Below are 23,675 nucleotides of genomic sequence, written 5' to 3'. Positions count from 1 at the left end.
GCCAGCCGTGGGCGACATCCTGCCCGGGTGCGCACACTGCCGACCGTCGTCGCGTACCGGCTGCTCGGGGGCATCGGTGCCACGCTGCTGTCCGGCGCCGGCCTGGCCGCCGGTGCGCTCCCCGTGGGCGCGCACGCCGCCTGGTGGAGCGCGCTGCGGCAGCTCGCCGGGCCGGGTCTGCTCTGCGGGTATGCCGGCCTGACCCTGCTCGTGGCCGCCTGGTGGTGGGCGGGCCGGCATCCGCACGCACCCGACGAGGTGGTCGACCGGCGGTCCGCCGCGCTCACCCTGCTCTGCTGGGCGGGGCCGTTGCTGGTGGCGCCGCCGCTGTTCAGCCGGGACGCGTACAGCTACCTGGCGCAGGGCGCGATGGTCCTCGCCGACATCGACGTGTACCGGCACGGGGTGGCCCAGTTGGGCGGCGCGTTGGCCGGTGAGGTGCCGCAGATGTGGCAGCAGACCCCAGCGCCGTACGGGCCGGTGTTCCTCGCGGTGGCGGCCGTGGTCAGTGGAGTGACCGGCGGCAAGTTGGTGCTCGGCGTGCTCGGCCTGCGTCTGGTGGCGCTGGCCGGGGTGGCGCTGCTGGTGGCGTACCTGCCCCGGCTGGCCCGGCACTGCGGGGTCGACCCGGCCGCCGCGCTCTGGCTGGGCGTGCTCAACCCGCTCGTACCGTTGCACCTCATCGCGGGCGCGCACAACGAGGCGGTGATGCTGGGGCTGCTGGTGGCCGGGCTGAGTCTCGCCTTCGAGCACCGCTACGGCGCGGCCACCGTGCTGGTCACCCTCGCCGCGCTGGTCAAGGTGCCGGCGGTGGTCGGGCTGCTGGTGGTCGTGTCGCTCGCCGCGCGCCACCGCGGGCTGCCGACCTCGGTGGCCCGCACCGCCGGGTTCGCGCTGGGCACCGCCGCCGTGGTCACCTGGGCCACCGGCATCGGGTACGGGTGGGTCGGCGCGCTCGGCACACCGATGTACCGGCACAGCTGGTCGATCTCCAGCGCGCTGGGTCGGTTGGCGGTGCGCGCGGCCGGGCGGTTCGGTCTGCACCTGGGCGACGCCCCGATGCGGCTCTGCCTGGCGCTGGGCGTGGCCGCCGTACTGGCCGTGGCGGTCGGGGTGTGGCGGCATCGGCGGCGGCTCGGCCCGGCGTACGCGCTGGGTCTGGTGTTGGTGGCGGCGGCGCTGCTCGGCCCGGCGACCCGGCCCTGGTACGCGCTGTGGGGTCTGGTGCTGATCGCGGCGGCGGCGCACGGGCGGGCCCGGCCGGCGGCGGCAGTGGGCGCGGTGGTGCTCGCGTTCGTGGCGCTGCCCAGTGGCTTCGGACCGGACGTGGCGCAGGCGGTGCTGGCCGCGGCCGGGGTGCTGGTGGGGCTGCTCGCGGTCGGATCGCTGCGGCTGCTGGTGCCGTCCGCCCCGGTGGAGGTGGCCCGATGAACACGGGTCGGCGGCGGGTGGCGACGGTGCTCGCCGTGGTCACCGTGCTCACGGTGGCGATCGCGGTGCTGCCCGGGCATCGGGGCTGGTTCGACGTCGGTGTCTACCACGGCGCGGTCGGGCACTGGGTGCGCGGCGGCGACCTGTATGAGTGGACCACTAGCAACGGGTACGGGTTCACCTATCCGCCGTTCGCCGCGGTGACCATGCTGCCGATGGCCGCGCTGGCCTGGTACCCGACGATCGTGGCGAACCTGCTGCTCACCGCGCTGGCCGTGGCGTTCCTGCTGCACCTGCTGGTGGACCCGTTGGCCCGGCGGCACGGCTGGACCCGCTGGTACGCGCTCACGGTGGCCTGCTGTCTGCTGGCTGGGCTCAACCCGGTGCGGGACACGGTCAGCTTCGGGCAGGTCAACCTGTTGCTGGTGGCGCTGGTCTACCTGGACCTCTGGTTGCTGGAACGGGGCAGTCGACTGGCGGGCGTGGGGGTGGGGCTGGCCGCCGCCGTCAAGCTCACCCCGGCGATCTTCATCGGGTATCTGCTGGTCACCGGGCGCTGGCGGGCCGCTGCCACGGCCATCGGCACTGCCGTGGGCGCCACAGTGGTCGCGGCGGCGCTCGCGCCGGAGGCCAGCCGCACGTTCTTCGCCGAGGCGCTGTGGGACACCGACCGGGTCGGTGAGTTGGCGTACGTGTCGAACCAGTCGCTGCTCGGTCTGGTCGCCCGGCTCGATTCGGCACACCCGGACCGGCGGCTGTGGCTGCTGCTGGTCGTCGCCGTGCTGGCGGTGTGGGCGGTACGGGTACGTCGGTCCGTGCGTGACGGCGACGAACGGGCCGGCTTCGCGCTGACCGGCGTCGCCGCGTGCCTGGTCAGTCCGGTCACGTGGGTGCACCATCTGGTGTGGCTGGTACCGGGGCTGGTGGTGCTCGCCGCGTCCACGCTGCCGTGGCCGCCGGTGGGCGCGACGGCCCGCCGTCGGGCGCGTGCCGGCGTCGCCGGCTACGTCGTGCTGTGCAGTGGGCTGGTCTGGGTCTTCGCCAACGGGTCTGCCGGGCCGTGGGGGTTCGTCGGCGCCAACGCCTACGTCTGGGTCAGCATCGGGATGCTCGCGCTGCTCCCGATCGGGCGCGCCGAGACAGATGATCATTCGGGGTTCACCGAGCATTGTGGAGCAGTTGGGGTGCCGAGGGGTGTTGTCGCGGACCGGCAGCGGTGAGACTGGGTCCGGTCCGACAATCACGCGGATCGATCGATCGGATGGTCTGGAGGCAGCCTGTGTCCACCCTCGTGTCCCCGCTGGTCACGCTCGGCGCGATCCGCCGGCGTACCACCACCCTCGCCCTGCTCCTCGCCATGGTCGCCGCCGCGTTGGTCGGCCCGTCCGTGGTCTCCCCCCGGTTGACCGACCCGGCCTCGGCGGCGGTCTACAGCTCCTGCACCATGAGCCGCTGCGCGGACGCCCGCACCGCCCGTTCGGGCTGGTCCGCCAAGGGGTTCCCGACCAGCCGCGGCTGGTACTCCTGGAGCGGGGGGAAGTCCAACTTCGCCGGCGGCCAGTTCTACAACTACGAGGGTCAACTGCCCACCAACGCCACCTACTACGAGTACGACGTCTACCCGCGCACCCAGGGCGCCGCCCGGGACGCGTACCGGATCGTGGTGAACCGCAGCACCGGGGTCACCTGGTTCTCGCCCAACCACTACACCGACTTCTACCGGCTCTGACCGATCGGGGGGCCGGCCCGTCGGCGTCGGCCGGCCCCCGCGTCGTCGCCCCGAAAGGATCAGGAGGAACGTGATGGTCGACGAGGACGCGGGTCGGACACCCGACTGGCTGGTCGTCCGCCGCGACGGCGCCCTGGACGTGCCCGGCGCGGTGGTGCTGGCCGGGGCGGCGGCCCGGCGCAGGGCCGGGCTGTTCGCCGCGCTCGCCGCCGTGCTGGCCCTGCCGGCGTACCTGGGCGACACCTGGGACGCCCTCGCCGATGTGCTCCGGGACCGGCTCGACGCCGGCCCGCTCACCCTGCTGATCACCGACGCCGGCCAACTGCTCGTCGACGAGCCGTCCGATCAGTACGGTCTGCTGCTCGCCGTGCTCGGCGACCTCGCCACCAGCGCCCCGCACCCGTTGCGCGTCGTCCTCGACGAGGCGGCACCCTCCTGAGCGGTGATTCGAGCCCGCCGTCGGCGGCGGTGGGGGCGGCATCTCACCGTGGGTGACGGCCGCCGGGCGCGGTTGCTTCGATGAGCGGTATACCGCAGAGGTATGAATATGACTCTGAGGTATACCGCGCTCTTGAGTGACACGCCTCCCGCGCCGGGGCGCGCCTAACTCCCGTTCAGGAGGTTGGTGGCCCGGCGGTGCGGGTTGGTGGCACCCGCACCGCCGGTCATCCGGGTCACTGCGTCGCGGGCGGGATGCTCTGCTCGTACTGGAAGACGTTGTGCGGGTCGTACTTCGCCTTGATCTTGCGCAGCCGGGGGAAGTTGTGCCCCCAGTAGGCCTTCTCCCACTCGGCCATCCCGATGTTCGGCACGTTGACGTAGGCGCCGTCCACGTAGGGCCGCAGCGCCTGGCTGAACTCGGCGATCCAGGTCTGGGCGATCGGGGTGATGGCATCGTCGCTGTCGGGCTCGCCGCGGGTGCCCCAGCCCGCGCCGGGCTCCGAGTAGAAGAGCGCGTCGCGGTGCGGGAACGCCGAGCCGCCAAAGGGCTCCTGTCGTTGCGCCCCCCGGCCGAAGGCCTGGGTGAAGAAGTTGCTGTCGGGCGAGGGCGCCTTCTCCATGAACTCACGGACGATGCTGACCGCCTCCTCCGGGAACGGCTCCCGGGTGAACTGGGAGAAGAACTTCCAGTTCGCCGGGTCGTCCTCGTTCGGGGTCTGGAAGCCGGCGTAGACGTCGCCCCAGTTGCCGATCTGCACGGTGACCGTGGGGTTGCCGATCGACAGGATCGGCGCCAGCAGCTTCCTGGCCTCCGCCTCGGACCCGTCAGCGAGCACCGCGAAGAACAGGATCTCCTCCGGGTGGACCTCGAGCTGGCTGCCGAGGCGCGGGTCGGTGAAGGGTGCGACGCGCTGCCAGCTGTCGAAGACCTCGTGCAGGTTGCCGAGGCCGGGCCAGGTCACCTGCAGGTAGGCGACGCTGGTGAGCGGAGCGACCTTGTAGGTCAGCGAGGTGACGATCCCGAAGTTGCCGTTGCCCGCTCCGCGCAGTGCCCAGAGCAGGTCCGAGTGGTTCCACGGGTCCACCTCGAGCACCTTCGCCCCGTCGGCGCCCGCCGCCACGACGATCTCCGCGCCGATCAGGTTGTCGCAGGCCATCCCGAGGTAGCGGGTGAGGAAACCGAGGCCGCCACCGAGGGTCGCGCCGGACAGGCCCACGGTCCCTTCCGTGCCGGTCGTCACCGCGAAGTCGTGCTCCCCGAGGGCGGTCACCGCCTCCGACTGGGTGAGCCCCGCGCCGACCTTCGCCGTGCGGGCGGCGGTGTCGATGTGGACGTCCTTCAGCTCGCTGACGTCGATCACGATGCCGTTGTCGACGTTCGACCAGCCTTCCAGGTTGTGCCGGCCGCTGCGTACCCGCAGCGCGACGTCGTGCTGCCGCGCCCAGGTGAGCGCGTTGACGACGTCCTGGGTCTCCTGGGCGAAGACGATGACCAGCGGATAGTGCACGAACAGCTCGTCCCAGCCGAGGCTGGCCTCCGCGTAGTCGGGGCTCTGCGGGCGGACGATGCGGCCGGTCAGCTGTGCCGGCGGGAACTTCGTGTCGGAGGGCCACCCAGGACCGTCGGCAGCGATCGCCGAGCTGCCGGCGATCATGCTCGGGATAGCGACCGCTCCGGCGCCGACGGCCGTCGCCCTGAGCAGATCACGACGGGAAAGGTCGCGCATGGTCAGAATCCTCTCGATTGGTGACACGCCCGAAAGACGAACCGAGAGGGGCATTTCCTCTCATCTGGCGCAAAACCAACCGTAAGGCCCCAGGCTTCCTCTCAAATCCGAGAACTTGTCACGGAACCCGGTCGGGTGATCCGGGGACGGGTCAGTTCGGGGCGGGCTGGTCGAGGATGGCGCTGAACCGCTCCTCGGCAAGGTCCAACTGGCCGAAGATGTGCCGCTTCACCGCCGGTGACAACGGGGTGTCCGGTCGGCCGATCAGGTCCCGGAACAGCGGGACCAGCGGCCGGTACTTCCGGGCCGACGAGACCACCTTCGGCCCGACCGTGTGGATAACACCCACCCCGTTGTCGGTGAAGTCCGACACCTTGATCACCCGGGCCCAGGGCTCCCGGTCCAGGCTGACCGCCAAGTGCTCCCGGTACTGCTCGTTGCGGTCCCGCTCGGGGTCGTACACCGGGTTGGTGACCGCGGCGACCAGGGTGGCCACCCGGGGCCCGAACCGCGCGGCGAGCGCGGCCAGCGCGGCCCCGGTCGGGTCGGCGCCCGGGTCACCGTCGGCCAACTCGGCCGGGTGGTCCTCCACCGCGTCGTGCAGCAGACCGGCGACGATCACGTCCACGTCCCGCACCTGGTAGTGGTGCATCAACCGGATCGCCACCCGCAGCAGGTGGTTCAGGTACGGCTCACGGACCCGTCGGTCGTCGCGGTGCAGTTCGGCGGCGAGGTCGAGCGCGGCGGTCAACCGCGCCCGGGCGGCGTCGTCGAACTGCTGGACCTCCAACCGGAAACGTTCCAGCAGGCCCGGTTCGCCGTGGATCTCGGTGATCGCGTGCATCGGCATGCTGCCCAGGTGCGGCGGGAAGTCCATGCGTCACTTATAGCCGATCTTCACCATGTCGATGAGCCCGTACGTCGCCGACCCGACCGCGAGTCGCGGGCACCCGAGCCGTCAGATCGGCAGTCGGTTGGCGCCGGCGAGCGGGCCCACCACGAGGGGGACCAGCGGCGCCGGCAGGACGGGGTCGCGGCGCAGGGTGGGCGTCCAGCCCGCGTCCGCGGCCAGGTCGGGGTCATGGGTCGCGTTGTACGCCGCCAGCAGGTCGACCGGTCGGGCCGCGCCGCCGCCCTGGCGGACCCAGGAGCCCCGCTCGGTCACCGCGGTGCCGCCCCAGTCGTAGAGCAGGTCCGCCGGGTCGACCGCCGCGTCCAGGGTGAAGAAGTTGTTCTGCGCGTAGATCGCCGACTGGACACCCACGCCGAGCGCGTACTGGAAGTCGTCCCCACCGAGCCGGTAGTGGTTGTTGTAGACATCGACCTGACCGAAACGCACCCGGGGCAGCCGTTGCAGGACGCCGTCGAAGAGGTTGTGGTGCAGGGTGACCCGCAACCGGCCCTCGTCCGGGCCGACGGTGTTGGACGAGCCGATCAACAGCAGCTTGTCCCGACCGGTGAAGCGGTTCCACGAGGCGGTGACCAGGCTGGCGGTGTGCGTGACGTCCAACGACCCGTCGTGCACCTGGTAGGGCCGACCGAAGTACACCGGCTGGGCGCTGTCCGGGTTGTCGCCGTCGGTGAAGGTGTTGTGGTCGACCCAGACGTTCTCGCTGCGGCGTACCGAGATCTGGTCGTACTGGCTGTTCCAGTTGCCGGCCTCGCCGTCGGTAGGCGACCAGGCCGGGAAGCAGTCCCGGGCGTCGACGAGGGTCAGGTTGCGGACGATGACGTTCGGCGCCCGGTCGATCATGAGGGTGAGCCCGGTCAGTCGAGCGCCGCGCAGCCCGACGATCGTGGTGTTCGGCCCGACGTTGATCTGGGTCTGCCGGGTCTGGTTGGCCACCGAGCGCACCCGGGCCTCCTCCAGCGGCCCGCTCGGCGGCACCCGCCCCCACACCGCCGAGTCGTACGCGGCCAGGTAGGCGTCCAACCGGTACCCCGGGTCGGCCAGGTCCGCGCAGCTCAGCGGCGTACCGCCGGGCCCTTCGAAGCCGTCGATGGCACCGTCGACGTAGATGAGCTTCGGGGTGGCGTCGGTGGCGTTGCCGGCGTTGTCGCCGCCCAGTGCGGCCACCAGCTCCGCCCGATTGTGGACCACCCGGGTCCGCTCGGGAGTGGCCGCCGCGCCGCCGGTGGTGCCGGGACCGTCGGCAGCCCAACCGTCCCGCTCGGGCAGCGTCTGCCGACCGAGCTGACGAGCCGTCCAGGAGAGCCGGTCGGCGGACGGCACGTCCGGGCGGGCAGCGGCGGGGGCCGGGGCGGCGCCGAGGAGGAAGGCGACCACTGTGGCGCCGCCGAGGATTCTGCGCATCGACTGTCTCCGTTCGTTGGTGGTGGGTCTCCGTCCCAGGTGGCGTCCGCCGCTATCCGGCCAGCTCGGCGCGGTACGCGGCGGACGCCCACGGCACCGCCAGCTCGCTCGGCAGCGCGCCCCGCTCGGCCGCCCGGCGCAACACGTCGACGACTCCCCGCAGGTGGCGGACCCGCTCGGCGCCCTCGCCGAGGGTGGTCACCAGATCGCCGTCGAGCAGCCGGGGCTCCGGCGCGGGGCGCAACGAGTCCAGCAGTGCGGTGAACGGCGCGGTCCGGGCCAGTGGCGCGATCAGCGGCACGCCCGCCGGGTCGGCCCGGTGGGCCAGCAGGTTCTCCAGCAGCCCCAGCCGCCCCGGCACCCGGCGGGTCACCACGTCCCCGGGCAGCCGCAACCGGTCGGTCGGGTACTCCAGCACCGCCTGCCCCGCCGTACCGGTCACCATCACCTCGCCCGCCACGAACTCCTCGGCGGCCAGGGTCACCGCCACCAGCACCGGCGGCCCGGCGCGGAACAGGACCCGCAGCACGGCGGTGTCCTCCACCTCGATCGGCCGGACCCGGTACCGTTCCACCTCGATCGCGACCGGCCAGGGCGTCGCCCCGGCGAGCGCCTCGGCGATCGCCAGGCACTGCATCACCGCGTGCGCGAGCGGGTTGACGAGCGCGCCGTCCAGCACCGGCCGGCCGTCCAGACTCCGTCGACCGGCCCAGGGGGAGCGGGCGTAGTAGCCGTCCGGCCGTTGCCAGGCGGCGATGGTGGAGATGCCGGTGACCGTGCCCAGCCGGCCGGCGGCCAGCGCGTCGGTCAGCGCGGTGAGGGCTGCCGAGCCGAGCGCCTGGAAGCCGACCTGGGCCACCCGGCCGGCGGCGGTGAGGGCCCAGGTCAGCTCCTCGTGCTCGGCCAGCGACAGCACCGGCGGCTTCTCCAGCAGCAGGTCCGCGCCGGTGGCCAGGGCGTCGCGGGCGATCGCCAGGTGGGTGTGCGGCGGCGTGCAGATCACCACCACCTCCGGTCGGGTGGCGGCGAGCATCGCCCGGTGGTCGGTGAAGACCGCCACCCCGGGCGGCACCGGGGCGGCCGGGTCGTCCTCCACCGGTCGGACGTCGACCAGGGCGACCAACCGCAGCCGACCGGCCGCGTGTAGGGGCGCGATGACCCGCCGGTGCCAGCGACCGTGCCCGTTCGCCCCGATCACCGCCACCCGGGGCGGCCCGCCCTCGCTCACCGCCGACCGGCCTGTGCCGACCCGGTCACCGGGCGCCGGCCAGGGTCGCCTCGACGCCGTGCCGTTCCAACGCGGTCAGCCAGGCGATCACGTCGGCGCGGACCTCGTCGTCCTCGGCCACCTCCACCGGGATGACGTCGCGCAGCGCGAAGACCGCGTCGACCGCACCCGCCGGGCTCTGCGCGCCGGCGTCCAACGCGGCCCGGATCGGCCCGGCCAGTGGGTCCTGGAACGGCAACGGCCGGCCGTCGTCGGCGTACCCCAGCGCGAAGCGCAACCAGGACGCCACGACCAGCGCGCCCCAGCGCGCGGACCGCCCGGCCGCACGCAGGTCGGCGATGGTGTGCAGGACGCGCTGCGGCAGCTTCTGCGAGCCGTCGATCGCCACCTGGAGGGTGCGGTGGTGGATCGCCGGGTTACCGAACCGGGCCAGGGCCTGCTCGCCGTAGTCGACCACCCGGACCCCGTCCGGCGGGGTGAAGCTGGCCGCCACGTCCTCGGCGATCAGCTGGCGCAGCACGTCGCGCAGGTGCGGGATCTCCAGCGCGTCGGCGATCGTCTCCCGACCGGCCAACGCGCCGAGGTACGCGATGGCCGAGTGCACGCCGTTGAGGGCGCGCAGCTTCAACCGCTCCCACGGGCCGGCGTCGTCGGTGAGCACCGCCCCGGCGAACTCCCAGCCGGGCCGGCCGCCGGGGAAGTCGTCCTCGATCACCCACTGCGCGTACGGCTCGGCGGCCACCGCGGCCAGGTCGGTCACGCCGAGCGCCCGACGGGCCGCCTCGATCGTCTCCGGGGTGCTGGCCGGCACGATCCGATCCACCATCGTGCCCGGACAGGTGACGTTGGCGGCCACCCACTCGACCAGCCCGGTGGGCACACCGCCGGCCCGATCGACCGCCTGGTCGAGCATGCCGCGCAGTCGTCGACCGTTGGCCGGCAGGTTGTCACAGCTCACCAGGGCCACCGGCCCGGCGTCCGCGGCGGCCCGGGCGGCCAGCCCACGCAGCAGCAGCCCCGGCACCGTGCTCGGCGCTCCACCGCCGGCCAGGTCCGCGGCGAGCGCCGAGTCCGGGGACAGCTGGCCGGTCACCGGGTCGAGTTGGTACGCCTTCTCGGTGACGGTCAGGGTCACCACGCGGACCGCCGGGTCGGCGAGCAGCGCCACCACGGCGTCCGGGTCGCTGGGTGCGTGCCGTACACCACTCAGGGCGCCCACCACCCGGGTGGCGCTGCCGGCGGCGGAGAGGGCGCTGACGCTGAACAGGTTGTCCTGCGCGGCGATCGCCTCGACGACTGCGGCGCTGCGCGGGGCGACGGCCACGATGCCCCAGTCACCGCCGGCGGCGCCGACCGCCGCCTCGGTGAAGACGGCCTGGTGAGCGCGGTGGAACGCGCCCAACCCCAGGTGTACGACGCCGGTCGGCACGGTGCCCGGCCGGATCAGCGGGCGGGCCTCGGCGGGCAGCCGGCGCAGCATGCCCAGACCGAGCCGGGAGGCCCCGACGGTCACCGCCATGCCGGACCGTCCGGGAAGCGGAACTCGGCGATCGACGCGGGCTTCATGGTGGCGCTGTAACCGGGCCGCTCGGGCAGCAGGTAGCGGCCACCGCGGGTCCGCACCGGATCGACGAAGTGTTCGTGCAGGTGGTCGACGTACTCGATCATCCGACCGTCCAGCCCGGTGCCCACCCGCAGGTAGTCGAAGATCGCCAGGTGCTGCACGTACTCGCAGAGGCCCACGCCACCGGCGTGCGGGCAGACCGGCACACCGAACTTCGCCGCCAGCAGCAGCTCGGCCAGGACCTCGTTGACGCCGCCGACCCGGCAGGCGTCGATCTGCATCACGCCGATCGCCTCGGCCTGGAGCAGCTGTTTGAAGATCACCCGGTTGGCGGCCACCTCACCGGTGGCCACCCGGCAGCGGCCGGCGGTCAACTCGGTCACCGCGTGGGCGATCCGGGCGTGCCCGAGGATGTCGTCGGCGTGGGTGGGCTCCTCGATCCAGTACGGGTCCACCTCGGCCAGCACCGTCATCGCGGTGATCGCCTCGTCGACGTCCCAGACCTGGTTGGCGTCCATCATCAACAGCGCGTCCGGGCCGATCTCCTCCCGGATGATCCGGGCCCGCCGCAGATCGTCGGCCAGCGGGCCGCCGACCTTCATCTTCATCGCCCGCCAGCCGTCGGCGTACGCCTGCCGGGTCAGCGCCCGCACCTTGTCGTCGGGGTAGCCGAGCCACCCGACCGAGGTGGTGTACGAAGCGAAACCGTCACGTTCGAGGGTCGCCAACCGGTCGGCCAACCCGTCGTGTCCTTTGTCCAGGATGGCGGCTGCCTCGTCCGGGGTGAGCGCGTCGGTGATGTGCCGGAAGTCCACGCTGGCCACCAGGTCGTCGGTGGGCAGGTCGGCGAGGAAGCGCCACATCGGCTTGCCGGCCAGGGTGGCCCGCAGGTCCCACACCGCGTTGACCAGCGCCCCGGTCGCCATGTGGATGACGCCCTTCTCCGGGCCCAGCCAGCGGAGCTGCACGTCGGCGCTGAGCGAGCGCCAGAACGCCACCGGCTCGGCCGTGATCTCCTCGACGGTGCGGCCCCGCACGTGGTGGGCCAGGGCGCGCACCGCCGCGCAGGTGATCTCGTTGCCCCGGCCGTTGGTGAAGGTGAACCCGGCGCCGGTCGGGCCGGCGTCGGTGCCCAGCTCCACGTACGTCGCCGAGTAGTCACCCCGGTTGATCGCGTCGGAGCCGTCGCCCCGGGCGGCGGTGGGGAACCGCACGTCGTGCACCTCGACGGAGGTGATGGTGACGGTCATTGAGCCTGTCCTCCGAAGTTGAAGACCCGCTTGGGCAGCCGGTACGCCAGGTCGACGATGGTCTCGGCGGCCTCGTCCAGCGGCAGCCGGTGCTCGGCGACGAGCCGGGCCAGGAAGCCGGCGTCCACCCGGCGGGCCACGTCGTGGCGTACCGGGATGGAGCAGAACGCCCGGGTGTCGTCGACGAACCCGGTGGTGTTGTAGAAGCCGGCGCTCTCGGTGACCGTCTCCCGGAACCGGCGCAGCACCTCCGGGGAGTCCAGGAACCACCAGGGCGCGCCGAGCAGCAGCGCGGCGTACCCGCCCGCGAGGGGCGCCAGCTCGCGGGTGAAGGTGTCCTCGTCGAGGGTGTAGAGCACCAGTCGTAGCCGGGGGTCGTTGCCGTAGCGCTCCAGCAGCGGGGCGAGCGCGTGCACGTACTCGGTGGCCTGCGGGATGTCGCCGCCGACGTCGCGGCCGTGCCGGGCGTGCAACCACCGGTTGTGGTTGCGCACCGCGCCGGGGTGCAGCTGCATGACCAGGCCGTCGTCGAGCGACATCCGGGCGAACTCGACGAGCATGTGCGCCCGGAACGCCTCCGCGTCGGCGGCGTCGGCCTCGCCGCGCCGGCCCCGGTCGTAGAGCCGCTCGGCCTCGGCCGGGGTCAGGTCCAGGGTGCGTGCGGTGGGGTGGCCGTGGTCGGAGGAGGTCGCGCCGGCGGCGATGAACGCGGCGCGTCGGGCCCGTAGCGCGGCCAGGTAGCCGGCGTACGTGCCGGTGTCCTCGCCGGCCCGGTCGCCGAGGCGGTCCACATTGCTCGACCAGCCCTCGAACTCCATGTCCACCACGTCGTCCGGGCGGAACGTGGTGACCACCCGGCCGCCCGGCCCGCCCCAGCCGTCGGCCGCGAGCTTGGCGTGTTGCGCGAGGTCGTCCAGCGGCGACTCGGTGGTCGCCAGGACCTCGATGTTGAATTTCTCGAACAGCGCCCGGGGCCGAAAGTCCGGCTCGGTGAGCCGAGCCGCGATCTCGTCGTAGAGGGCGTCGGCGGTGCTCGGGCCGAGTGGGGCGTGCACCCCGAACACGGTGCGGAGAGTCTGCTCAAGCCAGAGTCGCGACGGGGTGCCCCGGAACAGGTGCCAGTGCGCGGCGAAGCGTCGCCAGATCACCCGACCGTCGGTCTCCACCGGGCTGCCGTCGCGGGTGGGCACCCCCAGGTCCGACGGAGGTACGCCCTGGCTGAGCAGCATCCGGGTCAGGTAGTGGTCGGGAACGATGAGCAGCTGTGCCGGGTCCGGGAAGGGGCGGTCCTCGGCGAGCAGGGCCGGGTCGACGTGCCCGTGCGGCGAGATGATGGGTTGCTCCGCCGCCAGGGCGTACAGCTCCCGGGCCAGCGCGCGCTGGCCCGGTTCGGGCGGCAGGAGCAGGTCGGTGTGGTCGAACGTGGGCACGGGGTGGGGCTCCTCGTCTCCTGTGTCAGCGGGGGGTGAGCAGGTCGGCGACGCGGACGGGTTGACCGGTCTCGAAGGACCGGTTGGCGGCCAGGCCGGTGAGCAGGGCCAACGCGCCGTCGTCGGCGGTCGCGGCGCGGCCCAACGGGTCGGGTTGACCGCCGAGGAGTACCCCGGTCATCCGGGCGTCCGCGCCGCCGTGCCCGTGCCGACTGCGACCCTGCACCGGGATCTGCCGGGGCGGGGCCCAGAACGGGCGCAGGGTCAGCGTCGCACTTCCGCCCTCGGCCGGCGCCTCGGCGCCGTGCAGGGCGGCGCCCTTGACCGCGCCGGCGGTGCCCCGGTCGACGAAGTCGTTCTCGGCCACCTCCAGCTCCAGTCGGCCCCGGCTGCCGTTGACCATCACCCGGTAACCCTCCCAGGGCGCGTACGCGGTGAGGTGGTAGGTCATCGTGGCGCCGGTGGAGTAGCGGGCCAGCACCGCCATGTCGTCCTCGATGCTCACCCCGGGCGCGAAGACGTTGCGGTCGCGCTGGTAGCCGTCCTCGGCCTCGGCGTCGAGGTACAGCTCACGCAGCCGGGGGTGGGCGTCCAGCCGCAGCGCGAACGGGTCCTCGGCGGCGGCGGGGGAGCCGTGCGCCCGGTCGTAGTCGCGGGCGTAGCCGTGCCGGCGACCGTCCTCGCCGTAGAAGAAGAGTCGGCCGGCCGCGTACACCTCGACGGGGGTGGCGGCCAGCCACCAGTTGACCAAATCGAAGTGGTGGCTGGCCTTGTGCACCATCAGCCCGCCGGAGGTGGCCTTGTCGCGGTGCCAGCGGCGGAAGTAGTCGGCGCCGTGGCGGACGTCGAGCAGCCACTCGAAGTGCACCGAGCCGATCTCGCCGACCGCGCCCTCGGCGAGCAGCCGGCGAACCTGTTCGTGCAGCGGGTTGTAGCGGTAGTTGAAGGCGACCGTGACCCGTCCGCCGGTCTCGGTCACCGTGTCCAGGATTCGCCGGCAGCGGGCCACGTCCACGGTCATCGGCTTCTCGGTGACGACCTCCCGGCCGGCGCGCAGCGCGGCCACCACGTACTCGTCGTGGGTGACGTCCACGCTGGTGACCAGGACGACGTCGACGCGCTCGGAGTCCAGCATGGCCTTGAAGTCACCGGCCGGGTACGTGGGCACCGGGCGGTGACCCAGCTCGCCCAGCCAGCGGTTGTGCGCGTCCATCCGGGCCTGGTTGACGTCGGCGAAGGCGACCAGCTCGGTGGTGTCGGCGTGGTCGAGCACCAGCGCCCGGACGAACATCTCGGCTCGCGCGCCGGTGCCCACGACGGCGTACCGGACCCGTTCGGCGGCTCTCGGTGACATGCGGTCACCTCCCGTGGTGCTGCAAAGGTTTGCAATGAAGTAATCACGATCGATCCGTTCGCGTCAACGACGACAGCGGGATCGGCGTCATTTGTCAGCGTTTGAGGGGGCGCAGGTCACCAAGGGGAGTGTGGGTGCAACAAAGCCGCAATCATTGACCGTTGACACTGGCGCAACCGTTTGCATTAATGGGCCACACCTGCGTGACCGCCACCACATCGGACGAAGGGGCCGCCGTGCCAGTCACCATCCGGGACGTCGCCCGGGCGTCCGGTGTGCACATCTCCACCGTGTCGCGCACCTTCTCCGCTCCACACCTGGTCAACCCGGAGACCCGGGTCCGGGTGCTGGCGTGCGCGGAGGACCTGGGCTATCGGCCGAACCGCGCCGCCCGGGCCCTGATCACCGGGCGGACGCACAACATCGGGCTGATCATCGCGGACATCGCGAACCCGTTCTTCCCGCCGCTGATCAAGGCGGCGGAGAGTCAGGCCCGGCACCGCGACTACCACGTCTTCGTGGCCGACACCAACGAGGACCCGACCGCCGAGGAAGAGCTGGTCCACGCGCTGGCCAAGCAGGTGGACGGGGTGCTGCTCTGCAGCCCGCGGATGAGCAACAGCCTGATCGAGCAGCTCAGCCGGGAGGTGCCACTGGTCGTGGTGAACCGCCAGGTGACCGGCCTGCCCTGCGTGCTGATGGACGTCGGGCAGGGTGCCCGCTCGGCCATCGAGCACCTGGTCGGCCTGGGGCACCGCAGCATCGCGCTGCTCGGCGGCCCGCGCAGCTCGTGGACCAACCGGGAGATGCGCCGTGCCGCCGGCGCGGCCGCCCGAGCCGTCGGCGCCGAGCTGACCGTACTCGGCCCCAACGCGCCCACCGAGGTCGGCGGCTCCGCCGTCGCCGAGCAGGTACGACGCAGTGGCGTGTCGGCGGTGCTCGCCTACAACGACCTGATGGCGATCGGCCTGATCGAGGGGCTGGACGCGCTCGGGGTCCGGGTGCCGCAGGAGGTGAGCGTCGTCGGAGTCGACGACATCACCCTGAGCCGGCTGACCCGCCCCAAACTGACGACGGTGGCCACACCCACCGGGGCCGCCGGCCGGACGGCCGTCGACATGCTGCTGCAACAGGACATCGAGTCACCGCGCGGTGCGCGGGGGTCCGGTTCCGGCACGGCGCTCGGCGTCCGTCGTACCACCGCACAGGTAATGCTCCAGACCGACCTGGTCATCCGCGACTCGACCGGCCCGGGCCCGTACGCCCGACCGGCACGTCCCCTGGCCGCACCACGTGGCCCGGGCCCGCATTGCCCTGCGGGCCCGGGCATCCCGACTGCGGCCACCGGTGACGCCGTCGCCTCCTAATGCCGAGGAGTGAGCGCACATGCACCCCGCAACGCCCCCCACCACTGACGCGCCCGTCAGGCGCGCCCACCGTACCCCGCTGCCGCGGCGGCGCCTGCTTCGTGGCCTGCTCGCCGTGACGGTCGCCGCACCGCTGATGTTCGGTGCCGCCGCCTGCGGAGACGACGACGGCGGCGCCGCCGATCCGAACGCGCCGGTCAAGCTCTCCATCTTCTGGTGGGGCGGCGACGCCCGGGCCAAGCTGACCGAGGACGCGCTGGCCCTCTACACCAAGAAGCACCCGAACGTGACCTTCGAGAAGACCTGGCAGGCCAACCAGGGCTACTTCGACAAGCTGGCCACGCTCACCGCCGGTGGCAACCCACCGGACCTGTTCCAGATCGACGACAACTACCTCGCCGAGTACGCGGCCCGCAACAGCACGCTCGACCTGACCTCCTACCAGGAGTCCGGAAAGCTGGACACCTCCAAGTTCCCCGAGAGCCTCTGGCAGTACGGCGTGGTCGACGGCAAGCTCGCCGGTCTGGCCGCCGGGGAGAACACCCAGGGCCTGGTCTACAACAAGACGCTGCTGACCAAGCACAACCTGCCCGAGCCGACCACCGGGATGAGCTGGGAGCAGCACATCGCCTGGGCCGAGCAGGTCACCGCCAAGACGAAGGTGCCCGGCACGCAGGACCCGAGCGCCGACTACAAGGCGTTCTGGGTCTGGCTGCGGCAGCAGGGCAAGGACCTCTACAAGGGCAAGGACCTGGGCTTCACCGCCGAGGACGTGACCAAGTGGTTCGACCTGTGGAAGGGCGCCCGGGACCGCAAGGCCACCCCGACCGCCGACGTCATCCACGAGGGCAACTCCAGCGACATCACCAAGCAGTTGGTGGTCACCGGCAAGGCGGCGACCTCCTGGGTCTGGGCCAACCAGATGCCGGACCTGAAGAAGAACACCAAGGACGAGCTGGGCGTGATCGCCTACCCCGGTGACCCGAGCGCGCAGTGGGCCCGGGCCTCGATGTACTGGTCGGTGTTCAAGGGCAGCAAGAACAAGGACGTCGCGGTCGACGTGATCAACTTCCTGAACAACGACCAGGAGGCGGTCAAGCTGCTCGGCACCGACCGCGGTCTGCCGTCCAACCAGGACCTGCGCCGGGTGGTCAGCGACGACACCACCGACCCGGCCATGAAGCAGTCCATCGCCGTCGAGGCGGAGCTGACCCAGAAGTTCGGCAAGTCACCGCAGGTGCCGATCAAGGGGCACAGCAAGGTGCGTTCCGAGCTGATCAAGGCTGCCGAGAACGCGCAGTACGGCCGGGCCACCACCGCCGAGGCAGCCACCCAGTTCGTCGAGGCGTGCAAGTCCGCCATCGCCTGACCGCCCCGCGAGGCGAGGAGAGGAGTTGTTCGTGGCGTTGACCACGGCGCCCGACCCGACCCGACGCGGCCCCGGATCCGACCGGGCCCACGCCGAGAGGCGTGGGCCCGGACGCTTCCGGAACAGCGAAGGTCTGGCGGGGTACGTCTTCCTGTCGCCGTGGCTCATCGGCCTGATGGGTATCACGGCAATCCCCATGCTGCTGTCGCTCTACCTGAGCTTCACCAACTACGACATCCTCACCCCCTTCTCCGAGGTGGAGTGGGTGGGCCTGGCCAACTACGAGCGAATGTTCACCGCCGACCCGTCGTACTGGCACGCGGTGCGGGTCACCCTGACCTTCGCGCTGATCGCCGTACCGCTGAAACTGGCCGCGGCGCTCGGCGTGGCGCTGCTGCTCAACCGCGCCTGGCGCGGCGTCGGGCTGTTCCGCGGGTTGTTCTACCTGCCGTCCCTGCTCGGCGGCAGCGTCGCGCTGGCCATCGTCTGGGTCAACATGTTCAACCGCGACGGCGCGTTCAACTCGCTGCTGAGCCTCTTCGGCATCACCGGCAAACCGTGGGTCAACGACCCCGACTGGGCCCTCGAAACACTGATGGTGCTGGCCATCTGGCAGTTCGGCGCACCGATGGTGATCTTCCTGGCCGGGCTCAAGCAGGTGCCCACCGAGCTGTACGAGGCCGCGTCGGTCGACGGGGCCAACCGGTTCCGCCAGTTCCGCAACGTCACCCTGCCGATGCTCTCCCCGGTCATCTTCTTCAACCTGGTGCTGGAGACCATCAACGGCTTCCAGGGCTTCACCGCCGCTTTCGTGCTCAGCAATGGCACCGGCGGCCCGGTCGACTCCACCCTGATGTACACGCTGAACCTCTACATCACCGGCTTCACCGACCTCAACATGGGCTACGCCTCGGCGATGGCCTGGGTGTTCCTGCTCGCCATCGCGGTCATCACCGCGATCTTCTTCAGCACCGGACGGTTCTGGGTGCACTACTCCGACGGGGAGGACCGGTGATGGTGACGGTGACCCCGACGACCGCAGCACCGCCGAACGCGCGCCGACGGCCCGGCGGACGGCCCGTGCTGCGGCTGCTGATCCTGGTGGCGATCGTCGCCGTGGTGCTCTACCCGCTGATCTGGATGGTGGGCACCTCGCTGAAGTCCCAGGAGGAGATCGTCAACAACGTCGGGCTGCTGCCCGAGCGGTTCACCCCGGGCAACTACACCGCCGGGTGGTCCAACTTCGACGTCAGCTTCGGCCGGTTCTTCCTCAACAGCGCCATGGTCAGCCTGCTCACCGTCGTCGGCAACGGGCTCTCCTGCCTGCTGGCCGCGTACGCCTTCGCCCGGCTGCGGTTCCGGCTGCGCGGCATGTGGTTCGCCGTCATGATCGGCACACTGCTGCTGCCCCAGCACGTGCTGATCGTGCCGCAGTACATCCTGTTCCGCACGCTCGGGCTGGTCGGCGGCGAATGGCCGTACCTGCCGCTGCTCATCCCGCAGTTCCTGGCCACCGAGGCGTTCTTCGTCTTCCTCATGGTGCAGTTCATGCGCGGCGTCCCCCGGGAGCTGGACGAGGCGGCCCGCATCGACGGCGCCGGCCCGTTCGGCATCTTCCGGCACATCATCCTGCCGCTGAGCCGCCCGGCGCTGGTCACCACGGCGATCTTCTCGTTCATCTGGACCTGGAACGACTTCTTCCGCCAGCTGGTCTTCCTGTCCCAACTGGAGGACTACACCGTTCCGGTCGCGCTGACCCTGTTCATCGACTCGACCAGCCAGAGCGCGGTCGGCCCGATGTTCGCCATGTCGGTGCTGTCGCTGCTGCCGGTCTTCCTGTTCTTCGTCGCGTTCCAGCGGATGCTCGTCGAGGGGATCAACACCAGTGGCATCAAGGGCTGAACCGGCCGACACCGTCGACACAGGCGGGCGGCGGGACTGGCGCGACGTCGCCCGCGACGCCGCCGACCTCGCGCTGCTCGGCATCCTGCTGACCCTCGCGGCGGTGCCGCTGCTCACCGCCGCCGCGGCGGCGGGCACGGCCAGCGCGGCGGTGCACGACTGGACGCGTACCGGCAGCTGGCCGTCGGCGCGTACGACCCTGCGCCGGTTCGGCCGCTCGGTGCTGCCCGGGTTGCCGGTCAGCCTGCTCGCGCTCGCCGGTGCCGCGCTGCTCGCCGCCGACCTGGCCGCGCTGGCCACCGGCCGGGTGCCGGGCGGCCCGGTGGCGCTGCTGGTGACGGCGCTGATCGCAGCCGGCCTGGCCGGGTACGCCGGGCTGGTCGTCGTCGAGGTGGGCGGCAACGGGGGCGGGCGGTGGCGGGCCTCGGCCCGGTCCGCCGCCCGCGCCTGCCTCGACGCGCCCACCCGCTGGGCCGCGCTCACCGGGGTCGTCGCGTTGGCCGGGCTGCTCGCCGTCCTGGTCACCCCGATCGCGGTGCCGATCCTCGCCGGCTACACCGTGGCCGCCCTGCACGCCGTCGCCGCCCGCCGGCCGGTCACGGCCGACCGCACCGCTCGCCGGCCGGTCTCGACCGCCGTCGTCGGCCGCCGGGAGCTGTCGTGAGTGAGGAGCCGGTGCGGCTGACGGTGGGGGCCACGGAGGTGGCCGAGTACGTGCTCGCCCCGGCGCTGGACCCGCGGCACGGGCCCCGACCGTACCTGCACCCGGTCCGCACCCTCGGCGGAACGGTGGTCACCGACGCGCTCCCCGCCGACCACGTGTGGCACCTCGGCGCGTCCCTCGCGGTGCAGGACGTCGACGGCAGCAACCTCTGGGGCGGGCGCACCTACGTCCGCGACGTCGGCTACACCTGGCGGAACGACCACGGCGTCATCGCGCACACCGGCGAGGTCGAACGGTCCCCGGGGCGGTACGCGCACGATCTCCAGTGGCGCGACCGGGCCGGCCGGGTGCTGCTGACCGAGCGGAGGTGGCTCGCCGCGTCGGTGGTCGCGCCGGACGCCTGGCGGCTCGAGGTGGAGTCCGTCCTCGTCGCCCCGGACGACCGGGAGATCCGGCTGGGCAGTCCGGCCACCAACGGCCGCCCGGGCGGGGCCGGGTACGGCGGGTTCTTCTGGCGGGCCGCCGCCGACGGCGAACCGGCGGTGTTCACCGCCGACGCGGCCGGTGAGGAGACGGTCAACGGCACTGCGGCGCCGTGGCTCGCGCTGACCGGCGCCCGGTCGGGCGGCGGGGCGTACACCCTGGTCTTCACGGGCCTCGGCCGAGACGACCGGTGGTTCGTGCGGACCGGGATGTATCCGGGGGTCTGTGTGGCGTTCGCGTTCGACCGTCCGGCGGTGGTGCCGGCCGGTGGGAGCAGGCACGGCCGGTACCGGGTGTGGGTGGCCGACGGGACCCTCGACCGGGGCGGGGTGGCCGCCCTGGTCGCGACGGTGCCGTGAAGCCCGTGCGGGCCCGGGGTCAGCCGGAACGGTCGGTCAGCTCACGGATCGCCATCTGGTACGCGGCCTGGGTGTGGTACGGCCAGTGGCCCTCGATCGGCGGCGGCACGGTGTCCGCCGGGTCGATGGTCAGGCTGCGGGGATCACGCAGTCGAGTGTCGATGTCGACGCCGGGTGGTGGGCCGTCCGGGCCCGGAGGGAAGATCGGCCCGCCGATCGGGTCGGTGTCGCGCCACAGGTTGCGCCACCGCCACCCGATCCGCCCGCCCAGGTCGCGCAGTGTCCGCGGCCCGAGGTACGCCGGGTAGAGCCGCGCGTAGGTGCGTTGCAGCGGTGAGCCGTAGGTCAACAGCGAGACCCGGGCCAGCACCGACGGCGGGAGTTGCAGGATGGTGGCGGCGGCGAGCACCGAGCCGTGGCTGTGTCCGGAGATGACCACCGGTCCCCGTGCGGTGAGCCCGGTGACCCGTTTCGCCAACTCCGGAACGGCGCGGGCGGCGTAGCAGGGCGGTGCGAACGGGTGGACCGTTCGGGGCCAGAACGTGCCGAGGTCCCACAGCACCGCCACCACCCGCCGGGTCTGGGCCGACCGGTACGCGCGGAAACCGAGGACCATGAGGCAGAGCACCAGCAGGCTGATCACCCAGACACCGGCGTCGGTGACGTAGGCGGCGAGCACGGCGGCGCCGCCACCGCGCCCACCCAGGCGGTCCGCCAGCTGGGTGGGACCGATCCCGATCAGGTCGAAGGCGACGGTGGCCAGCCCGATCGACGCGATCAGCAGGAACGCGACCAGGACCGGGCCGAGCTCCTCGGTGATCCGGGACCGGGCGATCGCCTCACGGACCAGGCGCAGCCGGTGCGCGTCCTGCGCCGCTACGTCGGGGTAGTCCCGCTCGGTGATCCGCGCCGCCAGCCTCCGTCGCCGCCGGCGGCTCAGCAGGAGGGTCGCCGAGGTCACCGCCGCGCCGATCAGCAGCGCGGCGAGCCCGGCGAGCGCGGCCCACCAGTAGGCCACCGGGGGCTCCAGCGGGCCGACGATCGGCGGGTTGGGCCGGATCGGGTCGGGGATGTCGCCGTGGTCGAGGAAGTCCGCGACGCGGTAGACCAGGGTCGCGGTGAAGGCGGCGCCGACGCTGACCGCAGCCGCCGCCATGATCGGGGTGCCGAGCCCGCGCAGGAAGGGGCGCTCGTCGCCGCGGGCGGCACGCTGACGGGTGTACGTGACGACGGTGAGCACGACGAGCAGGACGCCCTGCGTGGCGACCACCCCGGCGGCGGCGCCCTCGTACCCGGGCAGCTTGCCCAGGCCGACCGGTGTCGGGTCCGCGAGCGTGGCCGCGCCGAGGCAGCACACGGTCACCACCACGGTGGCCGCCCAGAGGGGGCGCAGGAGCCGTCGGGCCCTCGCCGGGCTGGCCGGCACGGGCAGGGCGAGCAGGATCACCGCGACAATGAGCAGCCCGGCGGCGATTCCGAACAGCACGTCGTGACCGGGTGCGCCCACGCCGCCCGGTGTGATGCCGGCGAGCAGGGCGACGTTCAGCGTCCCGATGCCGAGCACCACGTGCAGCTCTCGCAGCCAGCCGGTGGTCTGCTCGTCCTGCCAGAAGCCGGCGTCGGCGAGGCCTGCGTTCCGGCCTCGCGGCGGTCGCTTCGACGACGGGCCGAACCCCTCGAAGGCCCGCGCCGACCGGGTGCCGATGGCCCAGACGACCCGCAGCGCCAGCAGGGGTACGACCGACAGCAGGGCCAGTCGGGGCCCGGTCGGGAGGACATGCAGCCAGGCCAGGTAGGGGCGGCCGGCCCGGCACCCCGGGTACGGCACACACTGCCAGCCGACCAGGTCCAGCGTGACGCCCACCGCCGCCAGCATGAACGTGGCGGTGAGGGTGCCGGCGAGCAACCGGCACAGCACGCCGAGCAGCCCCCACCGGTCGTGCCCCGGCGGCCGGAGCCAGATCGCCAGGTTGCTCAGCATGAAGGGCAGCAGCAGCAGCATCGAGGCCGTCCGAACCGCTGCGCCAGCGGTCAGCGAACCCCAGCGGTACGCCTCGACGGCGACTCCGTCGGTGGCCCCGCCGGCGGTGCCGCTGCCCGGCCGGGGGCGGAAGAAGCCCGCGTGGCCGTTCCCGGCAACCCGGGTCACGATCGGGTGGTCGAGGATCCGTTCGGCGGTGACTCCGGAGATGCCGTGCACGCGCAGTTCCACGGCGTCGCGCCCGGGCGTCCTGTCCACGCCGTCAGGGTCACAGACAATCCACCCGGGCGCTGCCGATACGGCAAACGTCAACGGGTCGGTAGGGCGGCGGTGACTCGGATGGCCTTGACGATCGCCGGGATGGAGCCGATCAACAGCACCAGCCCCCAGATGATCGCGATGATCGCGAACACCAGCGCCGCCACGTCGTCGACGATGCTGACCAGGATCACCGGCACCAGGTTGTGCAGGAACTCCAGCACCACCGTGCACAGCAGGGTGGTGAGGATGAGCAGGACGAGGCCCTTGTTCTGCAGGAAACGCGGCTGGGCCAGCACCAGCATCCCGGCCCACACCAGCTTGAGCAGCAGCACCAGCCCCAGCAGCACGGCCGCCTCGCCGACCGGGAAGAACCCCCACAGCGCCAGGTACGCCAGGGTGCCGAACGGGACGGCCAGGAAGAGCGACACCATAATGGACAGCTCCACGAACGCGATGACCAGCGCGACCAGCCCGACGATGATCAGGATGATCGAGAAGATCAGGCTGGCCACACCCTGCACCCGACCCTGCACGCGCTCGGGCAGCAGCAGACCCAGGCAGAACAGCCCGGTGCTCCAGACCGCCACCGCGTCGATCAACGCCAGGTAGCCGGTGCCCCGGCCGGACGGTTCGCTGACCCCGGACACGTCGTCGATCTCCACGTCCAGCGCGCCGGCGCTGTCCGCGAGGGCCGCACCGGCGTCGGCGCCGCCGAGCAGCAGCCCGGCACCGAGCTCCACCCCGATCGCCAGGACGATCGCGAGCATGGCCATCAGCAGGAACGGCTTGCGCAGGTCACCCACGGCGGCACCCTCCTCTCG

The 23,675-nt window shown here is 72.3% G+C and carries 20 protein-coding genes; 10 read left to right on the top strand and 10 right to left on the bottom strand.

Going from position 1 to position 23,675, the window contains the following annotated elements; translation table 11 throughout:
* The first annotated feature begins 27 nt into the window (after positions 1 to 27).
* The 4 genes from mptB to ACIBD9_RS22170 all read left to right on the top strand — a co-directional run bounded on the left by mptB (position 28) and on the right by ACIBD9_RS22170 (position 3,599).
* Positions 28 to 1,431, top strand: a complete 1,404-nt coding sequence (mptB, locus tag ACIBD9_RS22185) for a polyprenol phosphomannose-dependent alpha 1,6 mannosyltransferase MptB (RefSeq protein WP_396720352.1) — start codon at positions 28 to 30, stop codon at positions 1,429 to 1,431.
* Positions 1,428 to 2,651, top strand: coding sequence for a glycosyltransferase 87 family protein (locus tag ACIBD9_RS22180; RefSeq protein WP_396720350.1), 1,224 nt, complete (start codon positions 1,428 to 1,430; stop codon positions 2,649 to 2,651). The genes mptB and ACIBD9_RS22180 overlap by 4 nt, the downstream gene beginning before the upstream one ends.
* Positions 2,652 to 2,710: 59 nt before the next feature.
* Positions 2,711 to 3,160, top strand: coding sequence for a ribonuclease domain-containing protein (locus ACIBD9_RS22175; RefSeq protein WP_396720348.1), 450 nt, complete (start codon positions 2,711 to 2,713; stop codon positions 3,158 to 3,160).
* A gap of 73 nt (positions 3,161 to 3,233) precedes the next feature.
* Complete coding sequence (locus tag ACIBD9_RS22170; protein ID WP_396720347.1) at positions 3,234 to 3,599, top strand: barstar family protein; 366 nt, start codon at positions 3,234 to 3,236, stop codon at positions 3,597 to 3,599.
* Between the two features lie 235 nt (positions 3,600 to 3,834).
* Here the strand turns inward: ACIBD9_RS22170 and ACIBD9_RS22165 are convergent, their stop codons facing one another.
* The 8 genes from ACIBD9_RS22165 to ACIBD9_RS22130 all read right to left on the bottom strand — a co-directional run bounded on the left by ACIBD9_RS22165 (position 3,835) and on the right by ACIBD9_RS22130 (position 14,468).
* Positions 3,835 to 5,328 (bottom strand): FAD-binding oxidoreductase, encoded by a 1,494-nt coding sequence (locus ACIBD9_RS22165; protein ID WP_396720345.1) that lies wholly within the window; start codon positions 5,326 to 5,328, stop codon positions 3,835 to 3,837.
* A 151-nt stretch (positions 5,329 to 5,479) separates the two neighbouring features.
* A complete protein-coding gene (locus ACIBD9_RS22160; protein WP_396720343.1) occupies positions 5,480 to 6,205 on the bottom strand; it encodes an HD domain-containing protein in 726 nt (241 codons plus the stop codon).
* Between the two features lie 81 nt (positions 6,206 to 6,286).
* Positions 6,287 to 7,642, bottom strand: coding sequence for a polysaccharide lyase family 1 protein (locus ACIBD9_RS22155; RefSeq protein WP_396720341.1), 1,356 nt, complete (start codon positions 7,640 to 7,642; stop codon positions 6,287 to 6,289).
* A 52-nt stretch (positions 7,643 to 7,694) separates the two neighbouring features.
* Positions 7,695 to 8,870, bottom strand: a complete 1,176-nt coding sequence (locus tag ACIBD9_RS22150; protein ID WP_396720339.1) for a Gfo/Idh/MocA family protein — start codon at positions 8,868 to 8,870, stop codon at positions 7,695 to 7,697.
* A gap of 25 nt (positions 8,871 to 8,895) precedes the next feature.
* On the bottom strand, positions 8,896 to 10,389 hold the full coding sequence (locus ACIBD9_RS22145; protein ID WP_396720337.1) for a mannitol dehydrogenase family protein: 1,494 nt from the start codon (positions 10,387 to 10,389) through the stop codon (positions 8,896 to 8,898).
* Positions 10,380 to 11,684 (bottom strand): enolase C-terminal domain-like protein, encoded by a 1,305-nt coding sequence (locus ACIBD9_RS22140; protein WP_396720335.1) that lies wholly within the window; start codon positions 11,682 to 11,684, stop codon positions 10,380 to 10,382. Before ACIBD9_RS22140 ends, ACIBD9_RS22145 begins: the two co-directional genes overlap by 10 nt.
* Complete coding sequence (gene uxaC, locus ACIBD9_RS22135) at positions 11,681 to 13,114, bottom strand: glucuronate isomerase (protein ID WP_396720333.1); 1,434 nt, start codon at positions 13,112 to 13,114, stop codon at positions 11,681 to 11,683. The genes ACIBD9_RS22140 and uxaC overlap by 4 nt, the downstream gene beginning before the upstream one ends.
* Before the next feature lie 25 nt (positions 13,115 to 13,139).
* Positions 13,140 to 14,468: a Gfo/Idh/MocA family protein gene (locus ACIBD9_RS22130; protein ID WP_396720331.1), complete on the bottom strand. Its 1,329-nt coding sequence runs from the start codon at positions 14,466 to 14,468 to the stop codon at positions 13,140 to 13,142.
* A gap of 236 nt (positions 14,469 to 14,704) precedes the next feature.
* On the opposite strand from ACIBD9_RS22130, the gene ACIBD9_RS22125 reads away from it, so the two are divergent.
* From ACIBD9_RS22125 to ACIBD9_RS22100, 6 genes are read left to right on the top strand one after another with little or no spacing between them, the layout of a single operon-like run.
* Complete coding sequence (locus ACIBD9_RS22125; protein ID WP_387166309.1) at positions 14,705 to 15,835, top strand: LacI family DNA-binding transcriptional regulator; 1,131 nt, start codon at positions 14,705 to 14,707, stop codon at positions 15,833 to 15,835.
* Between the two features lie 19 nt (positions 15,836 to 15,854).
* Entirely contained in the window at positions 15,855 to 17,204 is a 1,350-nt protein-coding gene (locus tag ACIBD9_RS22120) for an ABC transporter substrate-binding protein (protein WP_396720329.1), read from the top strand.
* 31 nt (positions 17,205 to 17,235) lie between these two features.
* The gene (locus ACIBD9_RS22115) at positions 17,236 to 18,219 is read left to right on the top strand and encodes a carbohydrate ABC transporter permease (RefSeq protein ID WP_387166313.1); all 984 of its coding nucleotides are present in this window, start codon (positions 17,236 to 17,238) and stop codon (positions 18,217 to 18,219) included.
* Entirely contained in the window at positions 18,219 to 19,106 is an 888-nt protein-coding gene (locus ACIBD9_RS22110) for a carbohydrate ABC transporter permease (RefSeq protein ID WP_396720326.1), read from the top strand. The genes ACIBD9_RS22115 and ACIBD9_RS22110 overlap by 1 nt, the downstream gene beginning before the upstream one ends.
* A complete protein-coding gene (locus ACIBD9_RS22105) occupies positions 19,090 to 19,770 on the top strand; it encodes a hypothetical protein (protein ID WP_396720324.1) in 681 nt (226 codons plus the stop codon). The genes ACIBD9_RS22110 and ACIBD9_RS22105 overlap by 17 nt, the downstream gene beginning before the upstream one ends.
* Positions 19,767 to 20,612 (top strand): PmoA family protein, encoded by an 846-nt coding sequence (locus ACIBD9_RS22100; protein WP_396720322.1) that lies wholly within the window; start codon positions 19,767 to 19,769, stop codon positions 20,610 to 20,612. The genes ACIBD9_RS22105 and ACIBD9_RS22100 overlap by 4 nt, the downstream gene beginning before the upstream one ends.
* Before the next feature lie 19 nt (positions 20,613 to 20,631).
* On the opposite strand, the gene ACIBD9_RS22095 is transcribed toward ACIBD9_RS22100, so the two are convergent.
* Positions 20,632 to 22,851 (bottom strand): hypothetical protein, encoded by a 2,220-nt coding sequence (locus tag ACIBD9_RS22095; protein ID WP_396720320.1) that lies wholly within the window; start codon positions 22,849 to 22,851, stop codon positions 20,632 to 20,634.
* A 50-nt stretch (positions 22,852 to 22,901) separates the two neighbouring features.
* The gene (locus ACIBD9_RS22090) at positions 22,902 to 23,657 is read right to left on the bottom strand and encodes a hypothetical protein (protein ID WP_396720318.1); all 756 of its coding nucleotides are present in this window, start codon (positions 23,655 to 23,657) and stop codon (positions 22,902 to 22,904) included.
* Between the last annotated feature and the right edge of the window lie 18 nt (positions 23,658 to 23,675).

This window comes from Micromonospora sp. NPDC050784 (assembly GCF_044456765.1).
GTDB classification, from domain to species: Bacteria; Actinomycetota; Actinomycetes; order Mycobacteriales; family Micromonosporaceae; genus Micromonospora; species Micromonospora foliorum.
This window is presented reverse-complemented; position numbering and strand designations above follow the sequence as displayed.